Genomic DNA, 21,224 nt, shown 5'->3' on the forward strand with positions numbered 1-21,224 from the left:
CTCTGTGATTTACAGTCACAGCCCCCCATCACCCTGTCTTTCAGCAAATCAAGAAGCAATGCTTCGTCTCAGAATCACTCCATGCCATCTCGAAGTCCAACATTACACATCACTCATCCAATCGACACTCCCCGCTCCCCTGTCCTGACAGCAAAAATCAGTAAAGTAGTCCGGTTGACAACCAATCAACACCCCATATAATGTTTACACCAACAATTTAATGATATCCAAAGACACGGAGGGTTATATGAAAGACATGCAGGACGCACTCAAGCAGGCCATCCAGACCGAGAAGAACGCGATGAACTTCTACCAGATCGGCGCACAGCAGATGAAGGACAAAGAAGCGAAGCGGCTTTTCGAACAACTGGCCAGGGAGGAGAAGGAACATGCCGCCCAGTTCTTCAAGGCCTACAAGGGGAGCGAGCTCGGCTCGTTTGAAGAGTTCATCACCGCCCCTCCCCAGAACGAGGCACTCTGGGTCAACTCCATCCAGAAGGTGATCGGCCCCGACTTCACCGAGCAGAAGGCCCTTGAGTACGCCATGGAGAAAGAGACCCAGTTGGAAAAGGCCCTTCGTGAGACTGCAGCGAAGATCACCGATTCCTCCATCAAGGAGATCTTCCTCTGGAACGCCAACGAGACGCACAACCACTTCCTCACCATCGAGGCCGAGTACGCGCGCATCATGGCCATGGTGGACGAGTCTGACATGGACACCTACGTCAGGGAGTAGCGTCATTACCCGGTCACAAAAGCGACACCCAGGGGGCCATCGAGCCCCCTTTTTAGCATCCGGAGATTTTTCGATCAGTTAACCCGCATGGCCGAAAAAGATAATCATTCAGGCATTTTTTTCTTGCACGGGAAGGCGTCCGATGCTATAAGTAGGTCTCTCGCAAGCCGGAGTGGCGGAATTGGTAGACGCGCTAGATTCAGGTTCTAGTACTCGAAAGGGTGTGCTGGTTCGATTCCAGTCTTCGGCACCAAAAGATCAAGAGGTTAGGCAACGGCCTAACCTCTTTTTTCTTCCTTTACAGGGCGAGCACAATCAGATGGGGCTGTAGCTCAGTTGGGAGAGCGCTTGAATGGCATTCAAGAGGTCCGCGGTTCGATCCCGCGTAGCTCCACCATCAATAAGAAGGGCCAGGTATTATGCCTGGCCCTTTTCTTTTGATAACGCTGCCGCAGAGCCCCCCTTTGCCAAGATTTTAAATTCGAACCATCCCCCCTCTCTCATCCACAGATCAGCAGCTCCCCCGATGTGACATTTCGTCCCACTCCCGACATTATCTACTACCGCCCTATTTCTTCAGAGAATGCTGATAAAATCCACGTAACTACTCTGCCCCCCCCTCAACTGCTTGAAAGTGCCATTAAAGCCTGAATGGAGGGAAACACAATGAGAAGACCGGTAGCCGCATTGTACTCTTTGGCAGTCATGTCGCTTCTTGCCGCCCTCTCCCCCCTGGCCGTCGCCGCTCAACCCGCACCGGGCAAGGTTCCCGTCTCACAAGGCCCGGTAAAACGGATCAATCCTTACTTCAGCACCCAGGCCACCCTCTACAGTGACAACAGCATCCTCGAGCGAGCCGAGATAAACGGCCCGCCGAAACCTCCCTACGGGTACCACATCCGAGCGACAACCCCGCTTCCGGCACCAACACTCGCCGCTGGTGGCAACATGCTGCCGGAAGTCCCCGCCTTCCAGTGGGTCTTTGGCTGTTCCGCCGTTTCAGGCTCAATGATCGCCGGGTACTACGACCGCACCGGATACCCGAACATCTACACGGGTCCCACTGGCGGCGGCGTGATCCCGCTCATGCAGGATGAGGCCTGGGGTACCTGGATCGACAAGATCGGCGACTCCTATCCCAACAACCCGCTCATTGCCTCCCACATGGGACTTGACGGCAGAACCACCCTGGGCTCCATAGACAACTACTGGATCTCCTACCTGAGTGCCCGGAGGGATCCTTACATAGGCCGGTGGACGCAGCATGAATGGGGGGATGCCGTCGGCGATTACATGAAGACAAGCCAGTCCGCCTATAACAACGTAGACGGCTCGACCTCCTTCTACTATATCAATGCGGCTACCCCGCTTACCTGCGCCGACATGGAGGGGTACAACGAGGCAAGGCTGGACGGCACCTACGGAAGAAAACTCTTCTACGAGGCACGGGGCTACGCGGTCACCGACTGCTACACCCAGATGACCGACAACGTGCACGCCGGAGGCTTCTCTTATGCGCAGTTCAAGGCTGAGATCGACGCCGGCCGTCCCGTCCTTTTGAACCTAGAAGGACACTCAGTAGTCGGCGTCGGCTACAGCGACCCCAACACGGTGCACATCCACGACACCTGGGACAACGACAATCACCCCATGGCCTGGGGCGGAAGTTACGGGGGGATGGCTTTATGGGGGGTGAGCATCGTCAACCTGGCGCCCGCGTCTAGCGCCCCCAAGCTTTCGGTTTCGCCCAGCCCGTACAACTTCGGCAGCCGCAAACTCAACACCAATACGACGCAGACCTTCACTGTCGCCAATACGGGGACGGCTCCCCTTACTGTGGGCCAGCTCTCGCTAGCCGGAGCCGCGGATTTCAAGATGACTACGGACAACTGTTCAAAGACAACGCTGTCGCCCTCCACGAGCTGCACCGCCACTGTAAGCTTCACCCCGACCGTGGAAGGACCGCAATCGGCTACGCTGACTATCCCCTCAGACGATCCGGACAGCCCCGCGACCGTCTCCCTCACCGGCGTCGGATCCAACCTTCTCCCCGACCTGTACGGGGCATGGTCCAAGGTGAGCAAGACCCAAAAGCGCAGCAATTACTCTGTTTCGGGCACGTTGACCACCATCAATGGAGGAAGTGCGACCGCCGTCAACGTCACCGTGAACGTCTATCTCTCTACTGACACCAAGTCTACCAGCCACGATACGCTGATCGGGACCTACAAGTTCGCCGGCATCACGGCAGGCGCGAGCAAGGCGACTTTGATACGTTACTCAACAGGGACGACGGACCCAGGCAGCCTGTACCTGAAAGCGGTGATCGACCCGGCCAACAGCGTCGCGGAGTCCGAAGAATCGAACAACTCCGCCTTCGGTACTATCCCCTAGCACCTCACCCTCCCCAAAAGGCAGGGGCTTAAGCCCCTGCCCCCCTTTCACCAAGCGCCCCCCTTACCTGCCACTGCACCACCTCGCCTAACCGATGACCGGCTGGTTACCGGCACCACGGCAGTGCTCCCCCCGTTTCCTTCCTCTCAACATTAAAGCAGAAGGGGCTGCAATTTAATTGTCTCACTCGCTGTACAACCGTGGGAGCTTCGCTATATTGAACGGCAGCAGTGTTAGCGCGCCTTAACTATCAAAAAAACGGAGGTGACGATGCTACATCTAAGGTACAAATTATCCGGTAAAACGTTGGTGGTCCTCGGCGACTGCCAACGGTACTACGGCGGATTGGCCACCCTGTCGTTGTACAAAAAAGCGGCCGAGCTGGCGGTTCCTCTGGAGGTGATCGGCGCAGCGATCAGTGACGCGGAGCAGAAGTACCGCAATGCCATCAACTACGACCGCGTCGCCATCGTAATGCGGAACCAGGCCTTCAAAGTCATGATCGATTTATTCAAGAAGGTCGCCGCTTATCTCCAGGTAGTCGCGACGGAAGACGACATCCCCGCACTGCTGCAGGCAGGACTTGAAGTGATTGCGTCCCCTAAAAAGAAAAGGACCACCACCTCTTCGCCTGATTAGGTGCCACCACAGCTCACCGTTACCCCTCCCTCGGGATGGAAGCTCCCCGAGGGAGGCCTTTCCTCGTTCCCGTCTCAACCTTGCCCACTTCAGGATGCCCCTTCACACCCCGCTTCGTGCCTTGCGACACTTCATTTGGGCTAAGCGCCATGGCACATCGTGCAATAAGCCATGGCACATCGTGCAATAGGTCATGGCACATCGTGCAATAGGTCATGGCAACTCGCGTAATAAGCCATGGCACATTGCGCAATAGGTCGTGGCACATTGCGCAATAGGTCGTGTCACATTGCGCAATAGGTCGTGTCACATCGCGCAATAGGTCATGGCACGTCGTGCAATAGGCCATGGCACATCGCGCAATAGGTCATGGCACATCGTGCAATAGGTCACGGCACATCGCGCAATAGGCCATGGCACATCACGCAATAGGCCATGGCACATCGCGCAATAGGCCATGGCACATCGTGCAATAGGCCATGGCACATCGTGCAATAGGCCATGGCACATCGTGCAATAGGCCATGGCACATCGCGCAATAGGTCATGGCGCATCGCGCAATATGTCATGGCACATCGCGCAATAGGTCATGGCGCATCGCGCAATATGTCATGGCGCATCGCGCAATATGTCATGGCACATCGCGCAATAGGTCATGGCGCATCGCGCAATATGTCATGGCACATCGCTTGATAGGTCATGGCACATCGCGCGATACGTTACTCCATCGAGCCCTAAGGGGATGACGCATGGCTCGATGCATTGCTCCATGTTTAAATGGGGGGGGCGGTTCGTAGATTGGCTTGACTGGCAGGGGGAATTGACATAAAGAGTGAAGAAATGAAAACCATCAAGAGACAAATAACTGCGTCGTTCTTTGAAACGGTGCTCTCGTCTTCCGTCGACAAAGGAGCAACTCGTTTCGCACTTTGGTTTTACCCTTCAACCACGAAGAACCAAAGAAGACGAGTGACCGACAGGTTCCGCTCGTACGCCTTAGGCCGTGAGGAACTGGAACCGGTTACTCTTTATTTCGAGACTGGTGATGCTCCTGAAGGGACACCGGTCGAGGCGATGCCCCTGACGTTCAGACTCAACGAGGAGTCGATAAATAAGCTGACCCCGCACCTGAAAAGACTGGTCCGGACATGTGATGCCGTCGCCACTTACGCCGACAACGATAGCTCGTTCCGCTGCGCCATCGTCCTTCACGAAAAGACTGTGCACCTGAAGGGGTGATTCAAGCGGACTCTATGATGAACGTAATGATCCCGCACACTACCACCATCAGCAGCAAACCGAAGATAAAAACGGCGTCTGCTACCCGCTCTATCCTGTACATGCGCTGCCGCTTTCTGGTTCTCAAGGCCCAATAGGACAGTAAACACGAGGTAAGAAAGATAAGCGACGCGACAGCCAAAATGTCATCCGCAAGTGTATCGACCCGCTTAATGGTTATGAAGACGCGTACCAGGCCGATTACCGTAAGGCAGACACCAACCATCGCGGCCGAAGCAGTGAAGATGTGGACGCTTATGTCCTCTTCGAGCTGGTACTCCTCAAGCTTGTCTTGCTCCATACAAACCCGCTCCCAAGCCCTCTTGCTCACCCTTTCCTGACTATATCGACGGAAATCTCCACAGCGGGGATCGTGCCTCTGTTCTCGAGCCAGTGCATGGTGTTCCTGTCCTCGGGCCAGCCTGCCCCCGGACCGTAGTCCGTGGCTATGCCGTTTCGGTGGTCCGTTATGGTTCCCTGCAGAATATAGACGGTGCCAGGCCGGTCTATATGGTCGTGCAGCGGACCGAAGACCCCTCCGGGCTCGATGGTCACCATGCGCATGCGCAGTTCGCGTCCCGCCATCCCCTCTATTTCAGGACCAAGATCTACACTGGTGAGTAGCTGCACCGTTACCCCTTTGGTCTCGATGCTTAACGGGTCATCACTCATCGCGCCCTCCTTCGTTCTCGAGGCGACGCTTCACTGCGTCTTTGAAAGGGTGAAGGACTTTACCATCTCCTGCACGGCAGGCAGATCCCTTGCGAAATAATACCGGTCCGGCGCCGAGTAGGTGATCTGGTAGTACCAGTTATCATGCACGAAGCCGTAGACCTCGGTACGATATTTCAGGCCAGATTTAGTGCTGTAAGTCAGGCGGACACGAAAACCGGGCTCCCCACCAATCATCGCGGGTTCATTTCCCTCCACCGCGTCCACCGGGAAGTTCTGGTCCGACTGGAATTCGTCGATGACAACTTCGGCAAGTTCCTGCGGCAGCATCCCCGCAGTCACCCGTCGCTTCGTGTGGGTAAACTGCTTCTCCTCCTGGAGCCCCTTCCTGGCGATCTCTACGTTCTGCAGGGCGGGATACTCCTTGCTGACCAGCATCAGCGCGCTGGTCCTTTGCTCTTTCCAGCCGGGCGGTTGGGTCACCGAAAAAGGCCGATTTTGCGTCCCCGGCTTGGTCGTGGCACAGCCGCCAAGGAGAACCAGCACCATCACAAGCAGCACCCTTTTCATTTATTGCCTCCCCTAATGCAGGTTTTGCAACATCCCCTCGATGTACCCGCGATCCTGAGCACCAGGTTGCAGCTTCAGATACTCACCAAGTGACTTACGCGCAAGCTCCGCGTCCTTTTCCTTGTAGGCGATAAGGCCCAACATGCGGTAAGGCTCGGGATACAGCGGGTCCAGCCGGACCGCCTTCTGATACAGCTCTTTTGCTTTCACCAGATCGGGATGGCTGCTGTCGCGGCGGTACGTCTCCCCCATGAGCAGGCAGGCCCGGGCATCCTCGCCACGGGCTACGATATAACGCGTGATGCAGTCCTGCGCCCTCCCGAAGTGTCCCGCCTTCATGTCCATCTCCGCATTTTCCAGCAGCAGCACGGCAAAGGTCCGCAGGTACCCCTCGGCATTGTTTTTCCCCTTTTTACCGTTCGCCTCGACGGCGAGAAGGGCGTTGAAGTTGTCGATCCGCGCCTGGAGCATCGGGTGCGAGGCGAAGAAAAAGGTCTCTTTGCGGTCTTCCGCCTTGGCCTCCTTCTGAAGGGCACTGAAGACTTTGGGTGCCTCGTAGGGATCGTAACCTGCCCGCATCAGCAACCGGAACCCTTCGCGATCGGCTTCAGCTTCCAGCTCGCGGGAGTATCCCTTCATGGATGCAAACGCTCCCAGGTGTCCCAGAGGGGTCAGGAGGTTCCCGGTCAGCATGCCGAGCACCGTCGAAAGAGCACTCTTGTCTTTTGCGTCGCGGAACTCCTTCAGCATGTGGCGATTGATGGCATGGATGCTTTCGTGGGCCAGGATCGTGGCGAGCTGCGCCTCGTTCTCCATGTTCGCCAACATGCCGGTATTGATGTAACCGCTACCGTTAGGGAAGATAAACGCGTTGCAGGACCGCTCCCTGATGATCCGAAACTTGAGAGGGAAGGCCGCGAGCTCCTCCCTGGTGCGCAGCGTCTTCACAACCTGGTCCAAGTAAAGTTCCATCTCCGCGTTCTTGTAGATCTGGCTGCTGACGTTCAGCTTCTTCACTTCCTCGTCAACCCGCAGCCAAAGCCGCCGCTCATCGTCATCCTGCGGGTATGCCGGCCCGGCACCTGCCACCGCGAAGGAGGCCGGACAGCAAAGCGCAAGAAACATGACGATGAGGCAAAGCCTGATCATTTCTTCAGTCCCGGGAATTCGTCGAGAGCCACCTCGACGAAACCTTTTGCCTGGTCCGGGTCGCGCAGGTTCGTCGAACCGCCCTTCAGGTTGTGCCAGAGGACGGTCCCGTTGCGGTCAACGAGGGCTATTCTGAGGGTCGTCCCCTCCCCTCTCGGTACGACGACGATCCCGGTGAACGCCGACATCATCACGCCCGAGACAGTGCCGAGGACATTCACAGCCTTTTTCCCGGCACTGGCATACTGGTCCACTCCATGGACGAGGAGCAGGGCATCGGCCCCAGCCGGATCCAGGATCTTGGGGATCGGACCGACGGAGTAGTCTGCGCCTGTCTCGTACGTCATCGGGGCGCTTTGGGTGAATCCGGGCTGAGCCGGAGCGGCATGGTACATGATGGCGTTACTCACCACCGGGAAGAGAGCGAGCACTTCCTTCATCTCCTGCTCATTTTGAGGGTCCGTCTTCAGCACCGATATTTTGGTGCCGGAGCCTTCAAACTGGGCGAGCAGGGCCTTGGTGACGTTGTCACTTGCGAGGTTCGACCATTCATCCATAAGTTCAGGGACGCCACCGGCGGAAACGAGGTAAACCTTTATGTCCGGTTTGGCAAAAACGATGCTCTTTATGTTCTGACATTTCTGTGAGAGGGCGGGATGAGTCTGGATGGTCCGTGGTGCGGCACACCCCAGCAGCAAGAGGGAGAAACCTATCGCGATAAAAACCAGCCGGGCACATCGTTTAAGGTTGTCCATAAAGCCTCCGACATAGTCAGAAAAAAAGCGAGATAGAAGCTGTAACGGTGGTCTCCAAACAAAGGGAATTCAAATACAGTAAGATTTTATGTCACAGTGAAATATTGTCAAAAATAACCAGTCTGGAATCATTGCAGCAACCAGTTTGGAACTCGAAGGATCCTCACCCCGTTACACCTACAGAGAAACCCTTGATTTTCCGAACTCTATCTGGTACAAGTCGTGTCCGTAAAGTAACCATTGACGCCGGCACCGCTTGTTCGATCCCGGCATTGCAGCCAATAAGCAACAGGGGACCAGCTATTTTAGCTGGTCCCCTGTTGCCGTTTTGGAGGAGCGTAGGTGAAAGACGGACACCCAGTCAGGAGAATTCCCCATGATCAGCAGACATAAGATGCTGCAGAAAGAGAATGCACAGACCTTGAAGCTGCCCATGGACCAACTGCAGTTCTTGCAGCAGTGTGCAGGATTCGAGTCGAAAGTGGCGACGTTGTACCACCATTACGCCAATATCTTTGCCGATGACGAAAGCCTCTCCATGTTGTTCAAGAAGACGGCAGTCGAGGAGGAAAACCACACCCAGCAGTTCCACCTGGCGATCAGGCTGCAAGGGACTGGCATGGAAGCGGTCAAGATCGACGTCACCAAAGCGTCCGCCAACCTGAAAAAACTGGAGGAAATCGTCGAGCGGCTGACAGGCTCGACGCCGTTTCCCGAAGACGCGCTTGACATGGCCATCCGCCTGGAGGAGCAAGTGGCCCTTTTGCATATGTCCAACGTGGTGCATTTCCAAGACGCAGGACTCAAGCAGCTTTTCGAGGCGATGATGGCGCATGACAACGGCCATGTCACCATGTTGAAGGATTACCGGGAGGTCATCCGCATGGGGAAAAGTACGATGGAATTTTGCTGACACCGAGATGTGAGCGGCACGTTACGCACGTCCCGCAAGGCAGGCAGCAGCCCCGTCACGAAGCCCATGCGCCAGCCGCTGGTGATGGACGATGTGCAGGGCCTTACACGCCCTGGTTATAGCGACGTACAGGAGGTTTCTGTCCGGGTCGGTCTGGCGGTAGTCGAAGGAGCTCGGGTTGTAGAGGATCACGTTGGTGAACTCGACTCCCTTGATGGCGTGAGCATGGATCACCTGGACCCCGGGCGAAAAGGAGACCTCCCCTTCGGCGTGCAGGCCGGGAACGCCGGAGAGCGCAGCGTGCAGCGCCTTGACGTCCGCCTTCTTCTTGCAAATGACACCGGTAAGCGAGCCGGGTGAGGCCAGCACCAGCCCCTCGACGATTTCCCGGATCTTCGCCATGGACTCGGCGGCGTTTCGCGTGGCATGGAAATCGAGTGCACCGGAATGGGCCTTGGTGGTGTCGGCGCTCCGCCCGCTCACCTGGGCGGCCAGATCGACGATCTCCTTCGGACAGCGGTAGGAAACGGTCAGGTTCTCCTTTTCCAACCCCTGCGAGTGGAGTTGGGCCATGACGCTTGAGAACCCCTGCGAGTCGAGGAAACTCAGGATCTGCTGCTTTTCATCGGCGCAGATGGTGATGCTTCGCGCCGCGGAGGTAGCGGCCACGATGGTGCGCAGCTCGAGCGAGGAAAGATCCTGGGCTTCGTCGACCACGATGTGGTCGTAGGCGTTCAGAGCCCCGAGCACTACGGTCCCTGCCGGGCGCCGCAGCTGAGCCAGGCGGAGCAGGATGCTGACATCGGAGAACGAGACCGTCCGCTCCTTCGCCTCGAACTTCCTTTGTGCCGCCCGCAGGAACTCCGCTCCGGAGTCGGTGCAAAGCGCGGCTACGACGTAGTCCTGCATGAGGAAGCGCCACAGGTCGGTGACCGGCTCGATCTTCGTGGTCTCCTTCACGTATTTCGCGAGAAGGGCCGGAACCCGGCTGCTTTTCTTCTGCGCCCCGAAGGGATCGTCGAAGACCGTCTTCAACGAGTGCACGCCGAGGGCGGCAAGCGCCGTCAGGGACCATGCGCTGTAGGTATCCACCCGGACCGGACCGAGGAGGGTATCGCTGCTTTGCTTCACGTAGTCGCGCAGAACCCTGTTGAACATGAGGACGATGCACCGCTCCGGGCGGTACCTCTCGGGGGCGTCGAACATGAGGTAGGAGAGCCTGTGGAGCGCCACCGTGGTCTTCCCTGCCCCGGCCGCACCGTTTATCACCACCACGCCGTCTTTTAGTTTGGTGATGGCGCGGAACTGCTCGGGAGAGATGAGGGCAGCAATGGAATCCACCATCCGGTGGTCCTCGGTCCGCTCCTTGGTGTCGGCGGTCGATTCGCCGGCCGAGCCGTTCTTGTGCCACGTGTCGCCGCGCAGTTCGTAGGTCTCCGAAGGGGTCTCGATCCTGTGCAAAGCCTTCCTGGTGATGGTCACCTTGTCCCGGCGGGTGATCACCCCTTCCCTCTCAACACCCCTGATGGTGAGTTCGTACTCCTCCCCTATGTCATACCCCTCGTAGAACGGACCCGTGATCTCCGCCTTGCGCCAGTCGATGACGATCACACGCTGGCCGTCCATGAGCGTCTGGTTGCCGATCAGGTACTCCTTCTTTCCGATCCTGCGGTCGGTGTCATGGATGCCTAAGATGCCGAAGTAGGGAGAGGCCTGCTGGGTGAATTCATGAAGGTACTTGCGCGGCGAGTGGTGCCCGTGCTCGATCAGTTTCTCCGCGATATCGTTCTTCTCGCGCCAGTCCACCGAGGCGAGGCGCTGCTGTTCCAGCTCCTTCGTGTAAGCCTCGTGCCTCCCGATCGTCTGCAGGCGGTCGACCGCGTATCGCCCGATCGCCTCATGCACCCTGTCCAGCCGCTCTATTTCCTGCTTTACGATTTCCATCAACTCCTCATACCGAACATAAAAAAGCACCCGCAGGAAAACCCGCAAGTGCCTTGTAGCTTTGGTTCCATGATACGTGTAACGCTTCGTCCAGGAAGCTCCACGCGGACTAGATATACCGAGATTCAAGCCCTCTTTCAAGCACTTTCTACGCCGAGGCCCGCCCCTTTCCCATCTGCGGTATCTACAAGAACAGACGGTAATCGAGATCGAGCGCAGCAGCCAGCTTTTTGGCGGTTTCCCTGCCTATCGGCCTCTTGCCACGCTCCATTTCGGACAAGTGCCGCTGCGGTATCCCGCAGAGTTCCGACAGCCTGGTCTGGGTAACCCCCACCTTACCTCGTGCGCCGCGCAGGATCGAGGCCGGCACGCTGCCGCGTCGCTCCGCCACCTCCCGCCAAGGGACCGACTCCGACTGTTCCAGTTGCTCGGCATATTTGGTAATGGCAGCAACGTTTGCTGGATGAACCATCAACTGCAGCGCAACCAGTCCTTCAGTAGGGCGCTTTTTCGTGCGTGCCAACATAGATTACCTCCAGGACGCTCACCCGACCGTTCACCACTTCCCAGACGGCAACGTAAGTAGGCTTCCCTTTCTTCACATGGCAGTGATACCTTTGGCTCCCACCAGCGAGTTTCGAGTAGTTCTTCCAATTATGTCGATTGGGGCCAAGAAGTTCCAACTCCGCAGTCAGCAGGTCCATGCGGTCCTGTACCGCACTCGGCAGTTCATCGTACTGCTTGGCTGCCTTCCTGGTATAGGTTACGAGCCATCTCATTCGCCATCCTATACTAGCTTTTAGTATAAAGTCAACGCACGCTCTGCGAGAGACTAATGGTGAATGGCCAGCAATGCAAAACGGATCACAACATCAGTCGTGACCCGTTTCCATTCCGATTTTACCACCAAAACCCCAAGGCTCCCGCTTGGAGCATCCCTCTCAGACAGTTCCGGCCTCTCGCATCGGGTTATAGCCTGCACATTTCGCACAGGAGATCCGGCAGACGCCGGTCTGGGAAGTGATGACCGGGAAATCAGAAACGAAAAGTTTTTTCTCGGTGCCGCAAATCCAGACAGTGGCCTTGGTAGCATCGCCAATCTGCTGAACTGTTACCACTTCCTGGTACCACAGTTTCATCTTTAATAGGTGTGACTGCTCGATGAGTTCATTGAGGCGATCGTTCACTTCCAGCACATCAGGAAAGCCCTCTGCGGTAAGGATGGGGGCCCCGTCCTGAAGGACGATTTTTGATCCACTCTCTCGGACCATCTCTACAGGCAACTCAGGTAGCTCGGCCTGGTGCACCACGTCCACGAACTCTTCCTCGACGTACCTGGCGTTCATCACCCTGTAGGAAAGAATCTTGGTGGTTCCATCGCAAGTTGGACAAGTAATCTTGCCACGCCCTTTACATTTCGTGCACGTGTGCCTGCCGGAGCCGTGGCAATGCAGGCAGGTGGTACTACTGGTATGAGACGAACCGTCATTACCCGTCCTCGTGACGTGCCCGGACCCGAAGCACCAGAAGCAAGAGGACCTTCCGGTCCCTGAACAATCCGGACAAGTGATCTTGCCACCAACGCATTTGCAGGCCTCCACTTTATCCGTGTGCGGTATCCGATACAGGTGGCGGCTCGTCTCGAAGATCTTCGGAGTGTCGAGCGGCATGTCCCAGATGGAGGGTGGGGTTCCCTCGTTATCCAGCGGACCGCCTCGATAGGGTTTCCTCTCGATGGAGTCCCATCTGGTCTCAAACTGGCTCTTCAGTCGGTAGCTGAATACAGACATCGAGAGGATCTTGGTAACCTTGTAGTGCGCGGACAGGTACCTTGGTTGCATCGGCGCTTGCCAGCCCCATTCATCAAGAAGGCTCAGAATCTCCTCGTGCGTTGGTGGTACTACTGTGATTTCGGTTATGGTTCCCATTGCGCGGCCTCTTTTCGGGATGTGTCAGGAAACTCCCGGTGGGAATTAGCAGAATGCTTCGCATTATGAAAGTGGTTTGATTATTTTAGGCTCCCAAACATGCCGACGGGAAAGCCATCAAGAGTGAGACCAGCCGCACTCTCCAACATCACCAGAGAGAAATGCCGACCTACGGGGGCAAGATCTATATCACGGCACAATTCGTTGATTACTTTTTACGCACTTAGCTTGGTCCGGGGTACTCATGATGGTAGGCACTCTGGCTGACATGCAGTTGTTCATACGCAAGCATAATAGCTAGATAATTTTTGCTTATTTATGAGCTTGCATTCAAAAAAATCTTGCCAAACTCTGCGTTTTTGCATAAAAATGCCAAATCCTCCCACGTGGAAAAAATCCCAAAGTTAGAAGGAGTCCTTGCTATGCGTATGATTGCCCTGTCGGCTGTACTTGTCGTCTCTGCCTTGTCACTAAACGGATGCATCATGCCTCATCAACCGACAGCGGAAGAGATGGAAATGCGTCAGAAACTAATGCAGGGTTTCCTTAACAGAATGGGACAGCCCCAGGAGGCCCAAGCCAAACAAGCGGCTAAGATCGAACAGGCTCCGGCCGTGAGCGAACAGGATCTCGCTGCGCAGATCGCCGCTTTCCCGGAACTTCCCGGTGGCGCAACCATTGTGAAGAAGAAGGACGGCTTTGAAGCGAACGGCAGGCGCCACATCGATCCCGAGGGCCAGATCGTCAAATACGGCTCCAGCGCCAGAACTGGCGATGTCACCTATATGGCCCAACTTTCCGAAGACAGCTATGCCATCAAGACCATGCGGGTCGGTAGCGAACCGATAACCATTGCCACCGCGAACGTGACCGCGACCGGCTGGAGCGTCGTCACCGCCACCGGCAAGAAACTCACAGGCGAAGCGATCATTCCATTGTCGCGAGGCTTCCTGGTCGGCCGTTCAACCGCCGGCTTCCTCTATACACCTGGCAAAGGGATCACCAGCATAGCTGTCCCGGACGGCTTCCTGATTGCACCTTTCCAGAACGGTGACATCGTCGGAACGCGTTACCTCCTGGTAGAGCGACAGGATATCGACAAAAGCGACCAGGTGGGCGGCATCATGAATGCCGTGTCCAGTCTTGGGAGCACTCTCGGCATCAACAAGAAGGAAGACTACATCCTCCTCCATATGGACTCCGGGAAGCAGGTTCCCATCAACGTGAGCATGGATGACAAGAAGGAAGGCGACTACTCGCAGTGCCGCCGTAAGGGAGCGGTGATGAATGCCTGCAAGAAAGTGGAGTTCTTCGAAAGCCTCTACGACAAGTACGGCATGCCCAACGGTGGTCACTACTACTGGCGCATTTCCTGGCAGAAAAGCGACAGCGGTCCGCTCCTGATCATCACCGAAAACAGCATGCGTGAAACCACCGTCGAGAACCTTGCCACCGGCAAGAAAACCCCGCTCTTCAACCGGCTGCTCGGCATCAACTACGTCATCGTGACTGAAAAGCCGGACGGCCGCATTGCCGCGACAGCGAAGCTGGGCTTTGATACCCAGACCATTGATGATGTCGAGCAGGCCCTCAACAAAGTGACCACCGCAGCACAATAGGAAGTACATCTTTAAATTGAAAAAAGGCCCCGGCGCGAAGCTGTACAAGCTCTCGCCGGGGCCTTTTCTTATGTTACGGAGTGTGTCAAAGAATCCACATGATAAGGGAAGCGTAAAAGGCGTCCCCTTTCTTCTACCCGGGTTACAGATGTCAAGACGGCGGCATAATTGATGGAGGGCACAAAAAAAGAAACTGCTTTGGGAGGTTGCCGCTGTAATTAGGACTGTTTTTAGCAAGTCCAATTGCGGTCTCTGACCAAAGCAGTTTCGTTGGTGGCTCCCGGCGGCAGAGTAGCGTTTTTAATGCTAGCAGTGTCTACGCTCAGCGGTCGGTTTTTTCAGGACCGATGGCTGGTGGAGCGGGAGCCTTTACCTGGTTCTGAAGGTTTTCGTTTTCGATAGATGTGGTTGGCATCCTTTCGGTACGATTGTCTTCATAGCAGGTAAGAGTAATTATCTGCCTGTCAGCTAGAAATGCAAACAGGAATTTTGGACATAACAAGCACCATAATTCCCGCGCGCCCCTCGCACCACCTGGGATGGCGCCCGACCTCGCCACCCCACGTCTTCTCCGCGCGCAGCACCCGACAGTATGCGATGGTGGTGCGTACCGCGCCATCGCCAGTAACCAGATACATCCTCCAGGCCCATCGGCCGGAATCAGGTCACCGCGACATCGAGGGTTCCTTCCCATAGACCATGTAGGTTGCACTGCTGTTTTGCCACCAGTGTAACCTTCCCGGTCGACGCTGCCTCTTTGGGGACCACAACGGTGAAGGCAACTTTCGGTACCAGGTACCCCCTCGGCTGCAGATCCACTCTTCCAGCGGGCTCGTTGCCAAGACTGAGCTCGATAAAGCCTATCCAGTGGGCGGGCATCATCCCGTGAAGCACTTCCCCGACCGATACTTCCACGGTGAAAGGCTTGCCGGCCGTTACTGATGCAGGAGCGGTGATGACAGGCGCATGGCTTTTCTCGAGCGGAGTCTTTTTAGTTGGGTCCTTTACCCTGTTGATTGTATCGAAGAGCCTCATGTCAACTTGGGTCGGGAAATAGCGCTCGGCCGCCGCAACCGTTCCAGCGAAGCCCGCGACTAAAGAGCCGGCAACTGTGGTTTTCAGAAAAGCCCGTCTGTTCATTTGAAACCTCCTCATGACATTGTCATCAGTCTGTTAATGATTGTGCCCCATCTGAGTCTAGTGGCTGGAGGAGACAAGTCAACGGAAGGTCGCTCATAATAGCAATACAGGGAAGCAGTTCGGTACGTACCACAGTGGAGGGCAGCCGGTGGAAGTAACTCAGGTGAACGTCTCCACCGGCGTGACTGACACGGTGCTGGCTGAGATTTTCAGGATGAGGAACAAGGGAACGCCTATAAGATTATTAGTTTCTCTTAGCGTCTTTAAGTCAATGCGGGGGCGATGCAAAGTTTGCCAAAACAAAAATGGGAGGGGGGGACGTTGTTGAGTTGGTTGACTTGCTGGAGTGAACTCAACGAAGTCAACAACGTCCCACTGCCCCTGCAGTCGTGCCCCGCTAGATTCAATGTTATTGCGCCGAAGAGCCAAAATGGCAACGGCAGTAGAGTCTCTGGTCCAGAATCTTATAAACTTACACGTGTCCCCTTGGCTCTTTGGCTCCCTTGGCTCCCCAGTTATCTCACTGTGTCTCATTCTGACGGAAGTGATGTCACCGGTAGCTCTCTTGCAAGCGGTTCGTCCTCTCGGGCCGGAACGAGGTGCCAATTCTGAATTCGCTCTAGGTGCGTCAGTACCCACCGTTCTTCGTCCGCAAGAAAGACCGGCACTTCTCCTTTGCTGTAAGCCGGGGGAGCAATGGTTGTGGCCCACTCCGGAATTTGGGGGGGCGACCTCATCACCAGAGTTGCATCAACGAAATCCTCGCCCTGATAGACTCCAGTTTCTGGGGAATAAAAATAGATTTTCATGGCGATTCTCCAGGCGTTTTCGTTTCATCCCTAAACATCACCATATCCCTTGGCATATTAAGACGGCGTGAAAATCCTCACCGAGGGCGTTAAGAAGCCGTGAAGACAAAAGAATTCTTCAACAGCACCTTTCCAGTAATAACAGGTGCAGTGAACCTTGCGATGACAAGCGAGTCTGGAATTAATCTGAGCAGGACAAACAATGAGTATTCAGATGTCTCTTTGCTGATTTGAAGATTGGCGAGCAGCAGGAAAACAGGGTAACGGGTGGGGACTAGCTTGGTTTATGGCGCTTCAGTTCTGTCGCAGGTTTTATGCCGCGCATGTAGTTGTGCCTCATGTAATTGCGTGAAGGTCTTTGGTATTACGGAATCCGGTTTGGCTATGTCAGTTGTAAAGGGGACGGCGGGGACGTTGTTAATATTTTTCACTTTTGCTCTACGTGCCCCACCCAATGTAAGTAGATTAACAACGTCCCCCTGCCCTATTGATCGGGATTTTGGTTCCTGCCGATCGTAGACAAAGTTTCGGTTTCCATGTTCACACCCCGATATCTTCATTCCACAGTTCGGGCTTTTGCCGAATAAACTCCTCCATCATACCAATACACTGCTTGTCCTGCAGAACTTCAACAGTCACATTACGCGATTTGAGGACATCCTCTTCACCCATGAACGTGTGGTTCTCTCCGATTATGACATGCGGTATCCCATACAAGATAATGGCACCGCTACACATAGGGCAAGGCGAGAGAGTGGTATAAAGCACGCAGTTCCGATATACAGAGGCAGGCTGGCGCCCGGCATTCTCCAGAGCATCCATCTCACCATGCAGAATAGCACTTCCGTTTTGCACTCTTCGGTTATGGCCCCTGCCGATAATTTTGCCGTCATGCACTATAACTGACCCGATTGGTACTCCGCCTTCTGACAAACCGGTTCGAGCCTCTTCCAGAGCTGCTTGCATGAATTTGTCCATGGAAAATTCCTCTCAGAGTTCAGTGTCGACATACACTGGAATAGGCGCAGTGTATGCGATTTGTCTCGCATTGATATGATACTGTAAATCACCATATCGTAAGTGACCAGGGTGACGACTTCCCTCTACTGTCATTCCTTCATTGACCGATGGGCCACGGCCTCATCCCGGTCCATGGCCAGCGCCAGCACCCGGTCGCCATTACTGTCAGTAAAATCTTCGTCGATCTGCAGCAGTGCCTGCCAGCGCCTAAACGCAGAAACAAAGACGACCGTCATCAGCGCCATCAGCATGACAGACAGGCTCGCCAAAAGATATAACCCCTTCGGCAGGAAGTTTCGGGTGATGTTGAGATACCCGGCCCACATACAGATCGGCATCATGAACAGCCCCGGACCAGCGGTGACCCAGGCATACTTTGCCTTGCCGAGCCGTGTTAACATGATGGAGCCAACGACCAGTGCGCAGGTGGCCAGCAACTGGTTGCTCATGCCAAACAGCGGCCAGATGGTGGAGATATCTCCGGTATAGACCAGATATCCCCAGGCTGTGGTGAACATGGCACCGGTAAAGACGATACCGGGAGTCCATGAGTTGTCGGCAAAAGGGGCGTACAGTCTGCCGAGCATCTCCTGCAGCAGGTAGCGCCCCACGCGGGTTCCCGCATCAACAGCGGTGAGGATGAAGACCGCCTCGAACATGATCGCAAAGTGATACCAGTAGGCCATCATCCCCTTCATGAGAGATACGGATGAAAAAATGTAGGCCATGCCCACCGCCAGAGATACGGCACCGCCGGGTCGTCCCTGGACCTGCTCGCCGACTTGGCGAGACAGTTCCGGCAGGTTGACCGGGATAAGACCGAGCTTGGAATAAGCGGCGGGCGCCGCATTGATGGCAAAATAATCGGTCGGCAGCAGCACACAGGCAGCAATCAGGGCCATGATGGCAACAAAGCCTTCGACCAGCATGGCGCCGTAGCCGACAAAGAGGACATCGCGTTCATTGGCAATCATCTTCGGCGTGGTGCCGGTGCCGATAATGGCATGGAAACCGGATAGGGCACCACAGGCGATGGTGATGAAAAGAAATGGGAAGGCGGCACCCGGGATGATCGGGCCGCCACCGAAGAAATACGGCGTAATGGCCGGCATGTGCAGGGTCGGATGGACGAAGATGATGCCGAGGGCCAGAGCGCCGATGGTGCCGATTTTCAGGTAAGTGGAGAGATAGTCGCGCGGCACCAGCAGGAACCAGACCGGCAGAGTCGAAGCGGCAAAGCCGTAGGCCGGAAGGAGCAGAGCGAGCTGCTTCTTCGAAAAGGTCAACATGCCCGCCAGGGTCGGGTCGGCGGCGACATGGGGGCCGGCATAGATCGACAGCGCCAGCAGCAATACGCCAATGATGCTCCCCCCTTTGATGTCGCCGGGGCGGATCTTCTGCATGTAGATCCCCATGATCATGGCGATCGGCATGGTGGCAAAGACGGTGAAGGTTCCCCAGGGACTGTTGAACATGGCGTTGACAACAGCGATGCAGAGCCCGGCCAGGGTCAGGATCAGGATGAAGAGCACGGCGACTGAAGCTACTTTCCCCGCCACCGTGCCGATCTCGGCTTCAGCGATCACCGAGATGCTTTTTCCCTTGTGCCGCACCGAGGCAAACAGCACAACCATGTCGTGAACCCCGCCCGCAAGTACCGCACCGATCAAAATCCAGAGCGCACCCGGGAGGAACCCGAACTGGGCGGCGAGCACCGGACCCAAGAGCGGCCCGGCTGCTGCAATGGCGGCAAAGTGATGACCGAAGAGGACGTACTTATTGGTCTTCAGGTAATCATGGCCGTCTGCGTAGCGCACAGCGGGTGTTTCCAACTCCACACGCAGGTTCATTACCCTGTTTGCCAGGAACAGCCCATAGAATCGGTAGGCGATGGCGAAAAGACAGGCCGCGGCAAAAATAAGGGTGAGTGAATTCATTGAGCACCTGTCACGCTGTTGGACTCGAGGATCTTCTGGGCAAGTTTCATTGCCTCCTGCATAACGGTATCTTCATCCAACGTAAGAAGCTTCCTGTTCTTCATGACAATCTTGCCGTTGATGATCACGGTTTCCACATCCTCTCCATTAGCGGCATACACAAGCTGTGAGTAAACGTTGTACAACGGAACCAGGTGTGGGCTATTCAGGTCGATGACGATCAGGTCGGCCCGCTTCCCCTCTTCCAACGAACCGATGCGCCTTTCCAGCCCCAATACCTTCGCCCCGCCGATGGTGGCTGCTTTGACCGTGTCGCGGGCGCTCATGGCTGTCGGATCAAGCCGCGACACCTTTTGCAGCAACGCGGCGGCGTTCATCTCTTTGAACATGTCCAGGTTGTTATTGCTGGCTGCCCCGTCGGTACCGAGTCCGACTGCGATTCCAGCACGGAGCATCTCCGGTACGGGGGCAACGCCGCTGGCAAGTTTCATGTTGCTTCCCGGATTGTGGGCCACACCCACCCCTCTTTCTGCCATGAGTCGGATTTCTCCGGTGGTCGGATACACGGCATGGGCCACGATGACCGTCCCCCCGAAAAAGCCGAGTTGATCGAGATACTCAAAGGGTGGCACGCCGTATTTTACCGTCATGTCGCTGACCTCCTTGCGGGTTTCGGCAACATGTATGGTAAGCGGCAGCCCCAAGGCGTCAGCCTGTTTTTTTGCGGACTTGAGGGTACCAGGGGAGCAGGTGTACGGGGAGTGGGTTCCGACCGCAATCGTTACCAGCGGATCGTTTCTCCACTTGGAAGCCAGCTTTTCAATGGTCTTAAAACTCTCTTCAGGACTCTTGCTGTCAGGTGTTGGAAAATCAAGCACCGCTTCCGCCACAACCGCTCTGACGCCGGCTTTTTTCGCCGCTTGAGCCAGCTCGTCGGCAAAGAAATACATGTCGCTGAAGGTGGTCGTGCCGGAGCGGATCATTTCAGCCAGCGCCAGATTGGCGCCGGTGCGGACCGAAGCGGCGGTGATGAACTTAGCCTCGGCCGGCCAGATATGCTTCGTGAGCCAGGTGTCGAGCGGCAGGTCGTCGGCCAGCCCCCGGAAGAGAGTCATGGCCGCGTGGGTATGGGTGTTCACCAAGCCGGGCATTATGACTTTGCCCGCCGCATCGATGTTCTGCCGGGCGGTATATCTCTTTTCCATGGTTGACGAAGGGCCGATGGCCACTATTTCACCCCGGTCTACCACAATGCTGCTGTGTTCGAGAATGGTCATTCCGTCATTCATAGAAACGACCAGACCGTCGGCAATGATGAGATCAACCGGGATTGTCGCACCGTTCACGTTTCGACTGCCGACAATCAGTAACAAAATGAATAAAACGTTAAATACTTTCATCCGGTTGAGGCCTCCGCCCTGAAGGTGATAACCGCTACGGTTGGATGTACATCCGGGGCCATCCTGAACGGAAACATCATGGTTTTGTTTTATCCGCCAGTTCCGCCGCAGCGGCCCGTCCCGCCACACGGCCGGTCAGAATGGACGTTCCCAGGAATGTTCCTTCAAGTGAAGCCTTCCCATTCACACCGGCGAGACCGGTAAGTTCACCCGCGGCATAGAGGCCGGGAATGCGCCCTCCCGACTCATCAAGGACCCGACAGGACCGATCGATAGATACGCCCACCATGCTCTTTCGTGCGAGCGGGTAACAAAACATTT

The 21,224-nt window shown here is 55.9% G+C and carries 21 protein-coding genes and 2 tRNA genes; 8 read left to right on the plus strand and 15 right to left on the minus strand.

All coding sequences use genetic code 11. The annotated features are described in order from the left end of the window. Nucleotides 1–247 precede the first annotated feature (247 nt). The 6 genes from E8K79_RS04190 (at nt 248) to E8K79_RS04215 (ending at nt 5,008) form a co-directional block, all read left to right on the plus strand. A complete protein-coding gene (locus E8K79_RS04190) occupies nt 248–736 on the plus strand; it encodes a ferritin-like domain-containing protein (protein ID WP_136513607.1) in 489 nt (162 codons plus the stop codon). 166 nt (nt 737–902) lie between these two features. Further along, nucleotides 903–989, plus strand: a tRNA-Leu gene (locus E8K79_RS04195). Nucleotides 990–1,057: 68 nt separating this feature from the next. Beyond that, nucleotides 1,058–1,133 (plus strand) — tRNA-Ala (locus E8K79_RS04200). A 269-nt stretch (nt 1,134–1,402) separates the two neighbouring features. Next, complete coding sequence (locus tag E8K79_RS04205; protein WP_162604589.1) at nt 1,403–3,130, plus strand: choice-of-anchor D domain-containing protein; 1,728 nt, start codon at nt 1,403–1,405, stop codon at nt 3,128–3,130. A gap of 270 nt (nt 3,131–3,400) precedes the next feature. Further along, complete coding sequence (locus E8K79_RS04210) at nt 3,401–3,769, plus strand: hypothetical protein (protein WP_136513609.1); 369 nt, start codon at nt 3,401–3,403, stop codon at nt 3,767–3,769. Between the two features lie 969 nt (nt 3,770–4,738). Further along, nucleotides 4,739–5,008, plus strand: a complete 270-nt coding sequence (locus E8K79_RS04215; protein WP_136513610.1) for a hypothetical protein — start codon at nt 4,739–4,741, stop codon at nt 5,006–5,008. 1 nt (nt 5,009) lies between these two features. On the opposite strand, the gene E8K79_RS04220 is transcribed toward E8K79_RS04215, so the two are convergent. Genes E8K79_RS04220 through E8K79_RS04240 form a run of 5 tightly spaced genes read right to left on the minus strand, consistent with a single transcriptional unit; the run spans nt 5,010 to nt 8,193 of the window. After that, on the minus strand, nt 5,010–5,348 hold the full coding sequence (locus E8K79_RS04220; protein ID WP_136513611.1) for a hypothetical protein: 339 nt from the start codon (nt 5,346–5,348) through the stop codon (nt 5,010–5,012). 26 nt (nt 5,349–5,374) lie between these two features. Continuing rightward, nucleotides 5,375–5,719, minus strand: coding sequence for a cupin domain-containing protein (locus E8K79_RS04225; RefSeq protein ID WP_135869619.1), 345 nt, complete (start codon nt 5,717–5,719; stop codon nt 5,375–5,377). Between the two features lie 30 nt (nt 5,720–5,749). Beyond that, nucleotides 5,750–6,289 carry a hypothetical protein gene (locus tag E8K79_RS04230; protein ID WP_136513612.1) on the minus strand — a complete coding sequence of 180 codons (540 nt, stop codon included), beginning with the start codon at nt 6,287–6,289 and terminating at the stop codon, nt 5,750–5,752. Between the two features lie 12 nt (nt 6,290–6,301). Further along, nucleotides 6,302–7,438, minus strand: a complete 1,137-nt coding sequence (locus tag E8K79_RS04235; protein WP_136513613.1) for a M48 family metallopeptidase — start codon at nt 7,436–7,438, stop codon at nt 6,302–6,304. Continuing rightward, the gene (locus E8K79_RS04240) at nt 7,435–8,193 is read right to left on the minus strand and encodes a hypothetical protein (protein ID WP_136513614.1); all 759 of its coding nucleotides are present in this window, start codon (nt 8,191–8,193) and stop codon (nt 7,435–7,437) included. Before E8K79_RS04240 ends, E8K79_RS04235 begins: the two co-directional genes overlap by 4 nt. Nucleotides 8,194–8,569: 376 nt before the next feature. On the opposite strand from E8K79_RS04240, the gene E8K79_RS04245 reads away from it, so the two are divergent. Next, entirely contained in the window at nt 8,570–9,106 is a 537-nt protein-coding gene (locus tag E8K79_RS04245; protein WP_246043710.1) for a rubrerythrin, read from the plus strand. Nucleotides 9,107–9,127: 21 nt separating this feature from the next. On the opposite strand, the gene E8K79_RS04250 is transcribed toward E8K79_RS04245, so the two are convergent. The 4 genes from E8K79_RS04250 to E8K79_RS04265 form a co-directional block, all read right to left on the minus strand. Next, a complete protein-coding gene (locus E8K79_RS04250; protein WP_136513615.1) occupies nt 9,128–11,050 on the minus strand; it encodes a UvrD-helicase domain-containing protein in 1,923 nt (640 codons plus the stop codon). Between the two features lie 184 nt (nt 11,051–11,234). Continuing rightward, nucleotides 11,235–11,576 carry a helix-turn-helix domain-containing protein gene (locus E8K79_RS04255; RefSeq protein WP_136513616.1) on the minus strand — a complete coding sequence of 114 codons (342 nt, stop codon included), beginning with the start codon at nt 11,574–11,576 and terminating at the stop codon, nt 11,235–11,237. Continuing rightward, nucleotides 11,545–11,829: a cytotoxic translational repressor of toxin-antitoxin stability system gene (locus E8K79_RS04260; RefSeq protein ID WP_136513617.1), complete on the minus strand. Its 285-nt coding sequence runs from the start codon at nt 11,827–11,829 to the stop codon at nt 11,545–11,547. The genes E8K79_RS04255 and E8K79_RS04260 overlap by 32 nt, the downstream gene beginning before the upstream one ends. A gap of 162 nt (nt 11,830–11,991) precedes the next feature. After that, a complete protein-coding gene (locus E8K79_RS04265) occupies nt 11,992–12,978 on the minus strand; it encodes a DnaJ-like cysteine-rich domain-containing protein (RefSeq protein WP_136513618.1) in 987 nt (328 codons plus the stop codon). Nucleotides 12,979–13,496: 518 nt separating this feature from the next. Between E8K79_RS04265 and E8K79_RS04270 the strand changes: the two genes are divergently transcribed. Next, entirely contained in the window at nt 13,497–14,597 is a 1,101-nt protein-coding gene (locus E8K79_RS04270) for a hypothetical protein (protein WP_136513619.1), read from the plus strand. Between the two features lie 660 nt (nt 14,598–15,257). Here the strand turns inward: E8K79_RS04270 and E8K79_RS04275 are convergent. The 6 genes from E8K79_RS04275 to E8K79_RS21655 form a co-directional block, all read right to left on the minus strand. Beyond that, nucleotides 15,258–15,737: a class II SORL domain-containing protein gene (locus tag E8K79_RS04275; RefSeq protein WP_136513620.1), complete on the minus strand. Its 480-nt coding sequence runs from the start codon at nt 15,735–15,737 to the stop codon at nt 15,258–15,260. A gap of 530 nt (nt 15,738–16,267) precedes the next feature. Continuing rightward, a complete protein-coding gene (locus E8K79_RS21225; protein WP_198419768.1) occupies nt 16,268–16,546 on the minus strand; it encodes a hypothetical protein in 279 nt (92 codons plus the stop codon). Nucleotides 16,547–17,086: 540 nt separating this feature from the next. Then, nucleotides 17,087–17,524, minus strand: coding sequence for a nucleoside deaminase (locus E8K79_RS04285; RefSeq protein WP_136513621.1), 438 nt, complete (start codon nt 17,522–17,524; stop codon nt 17,087–17,089). A 131-nt stretch (nt 17,525–17,655) separates the two neighbouring features. Then, nucleotides 17,656–19,503 (minus strand): carbon starvation CstA family protein, encoded by a 1,848-nt coding sequence (locus E8K79_RS04290; RefSeq protein ID WP_136513622.1) that lies wholly within the window; start codon nt 19,501–19,503, stop codon nt 17,656–17,658. Beyond that, nucleotides 19,500–20,903, minus strand: a complete 1,404-nt coding sequence (locus E8K79_RS04295) for an amidohydrolase (protein WP_136513623.1) — start codon at nt 20,901–20,903, stop codon at nt 19,500–19,502. The genes E8K79_RS04290 and E8K79_RS04295 overlap by 4 nt, the downstream gene beginning before the upstream one ends. A 76-nt stretch (nt 20,904–20,979) precedes the next feature. Further along, on the minus strand, nt 20,980–21,222 hold the full coding sequence (locus E8K79_RS21655; protein ID WP_136513624.1) for an FAD-binding protein: 243 nt from the start codon (nt 21,220–21,222) through the stop codon (nt 20,980–20,982). Nucleotides 21,223–21,224: the final 2 nt, after the last annotated feature.

The organism is Geomonas edaphica, from assembly GCF_004917075.1.
GTDB lineage: Bacteria > Desulfobacterota > Desulfuromonadia > Geobacterales > Geobacteraceae > Geomonas > Geomonas edaphica.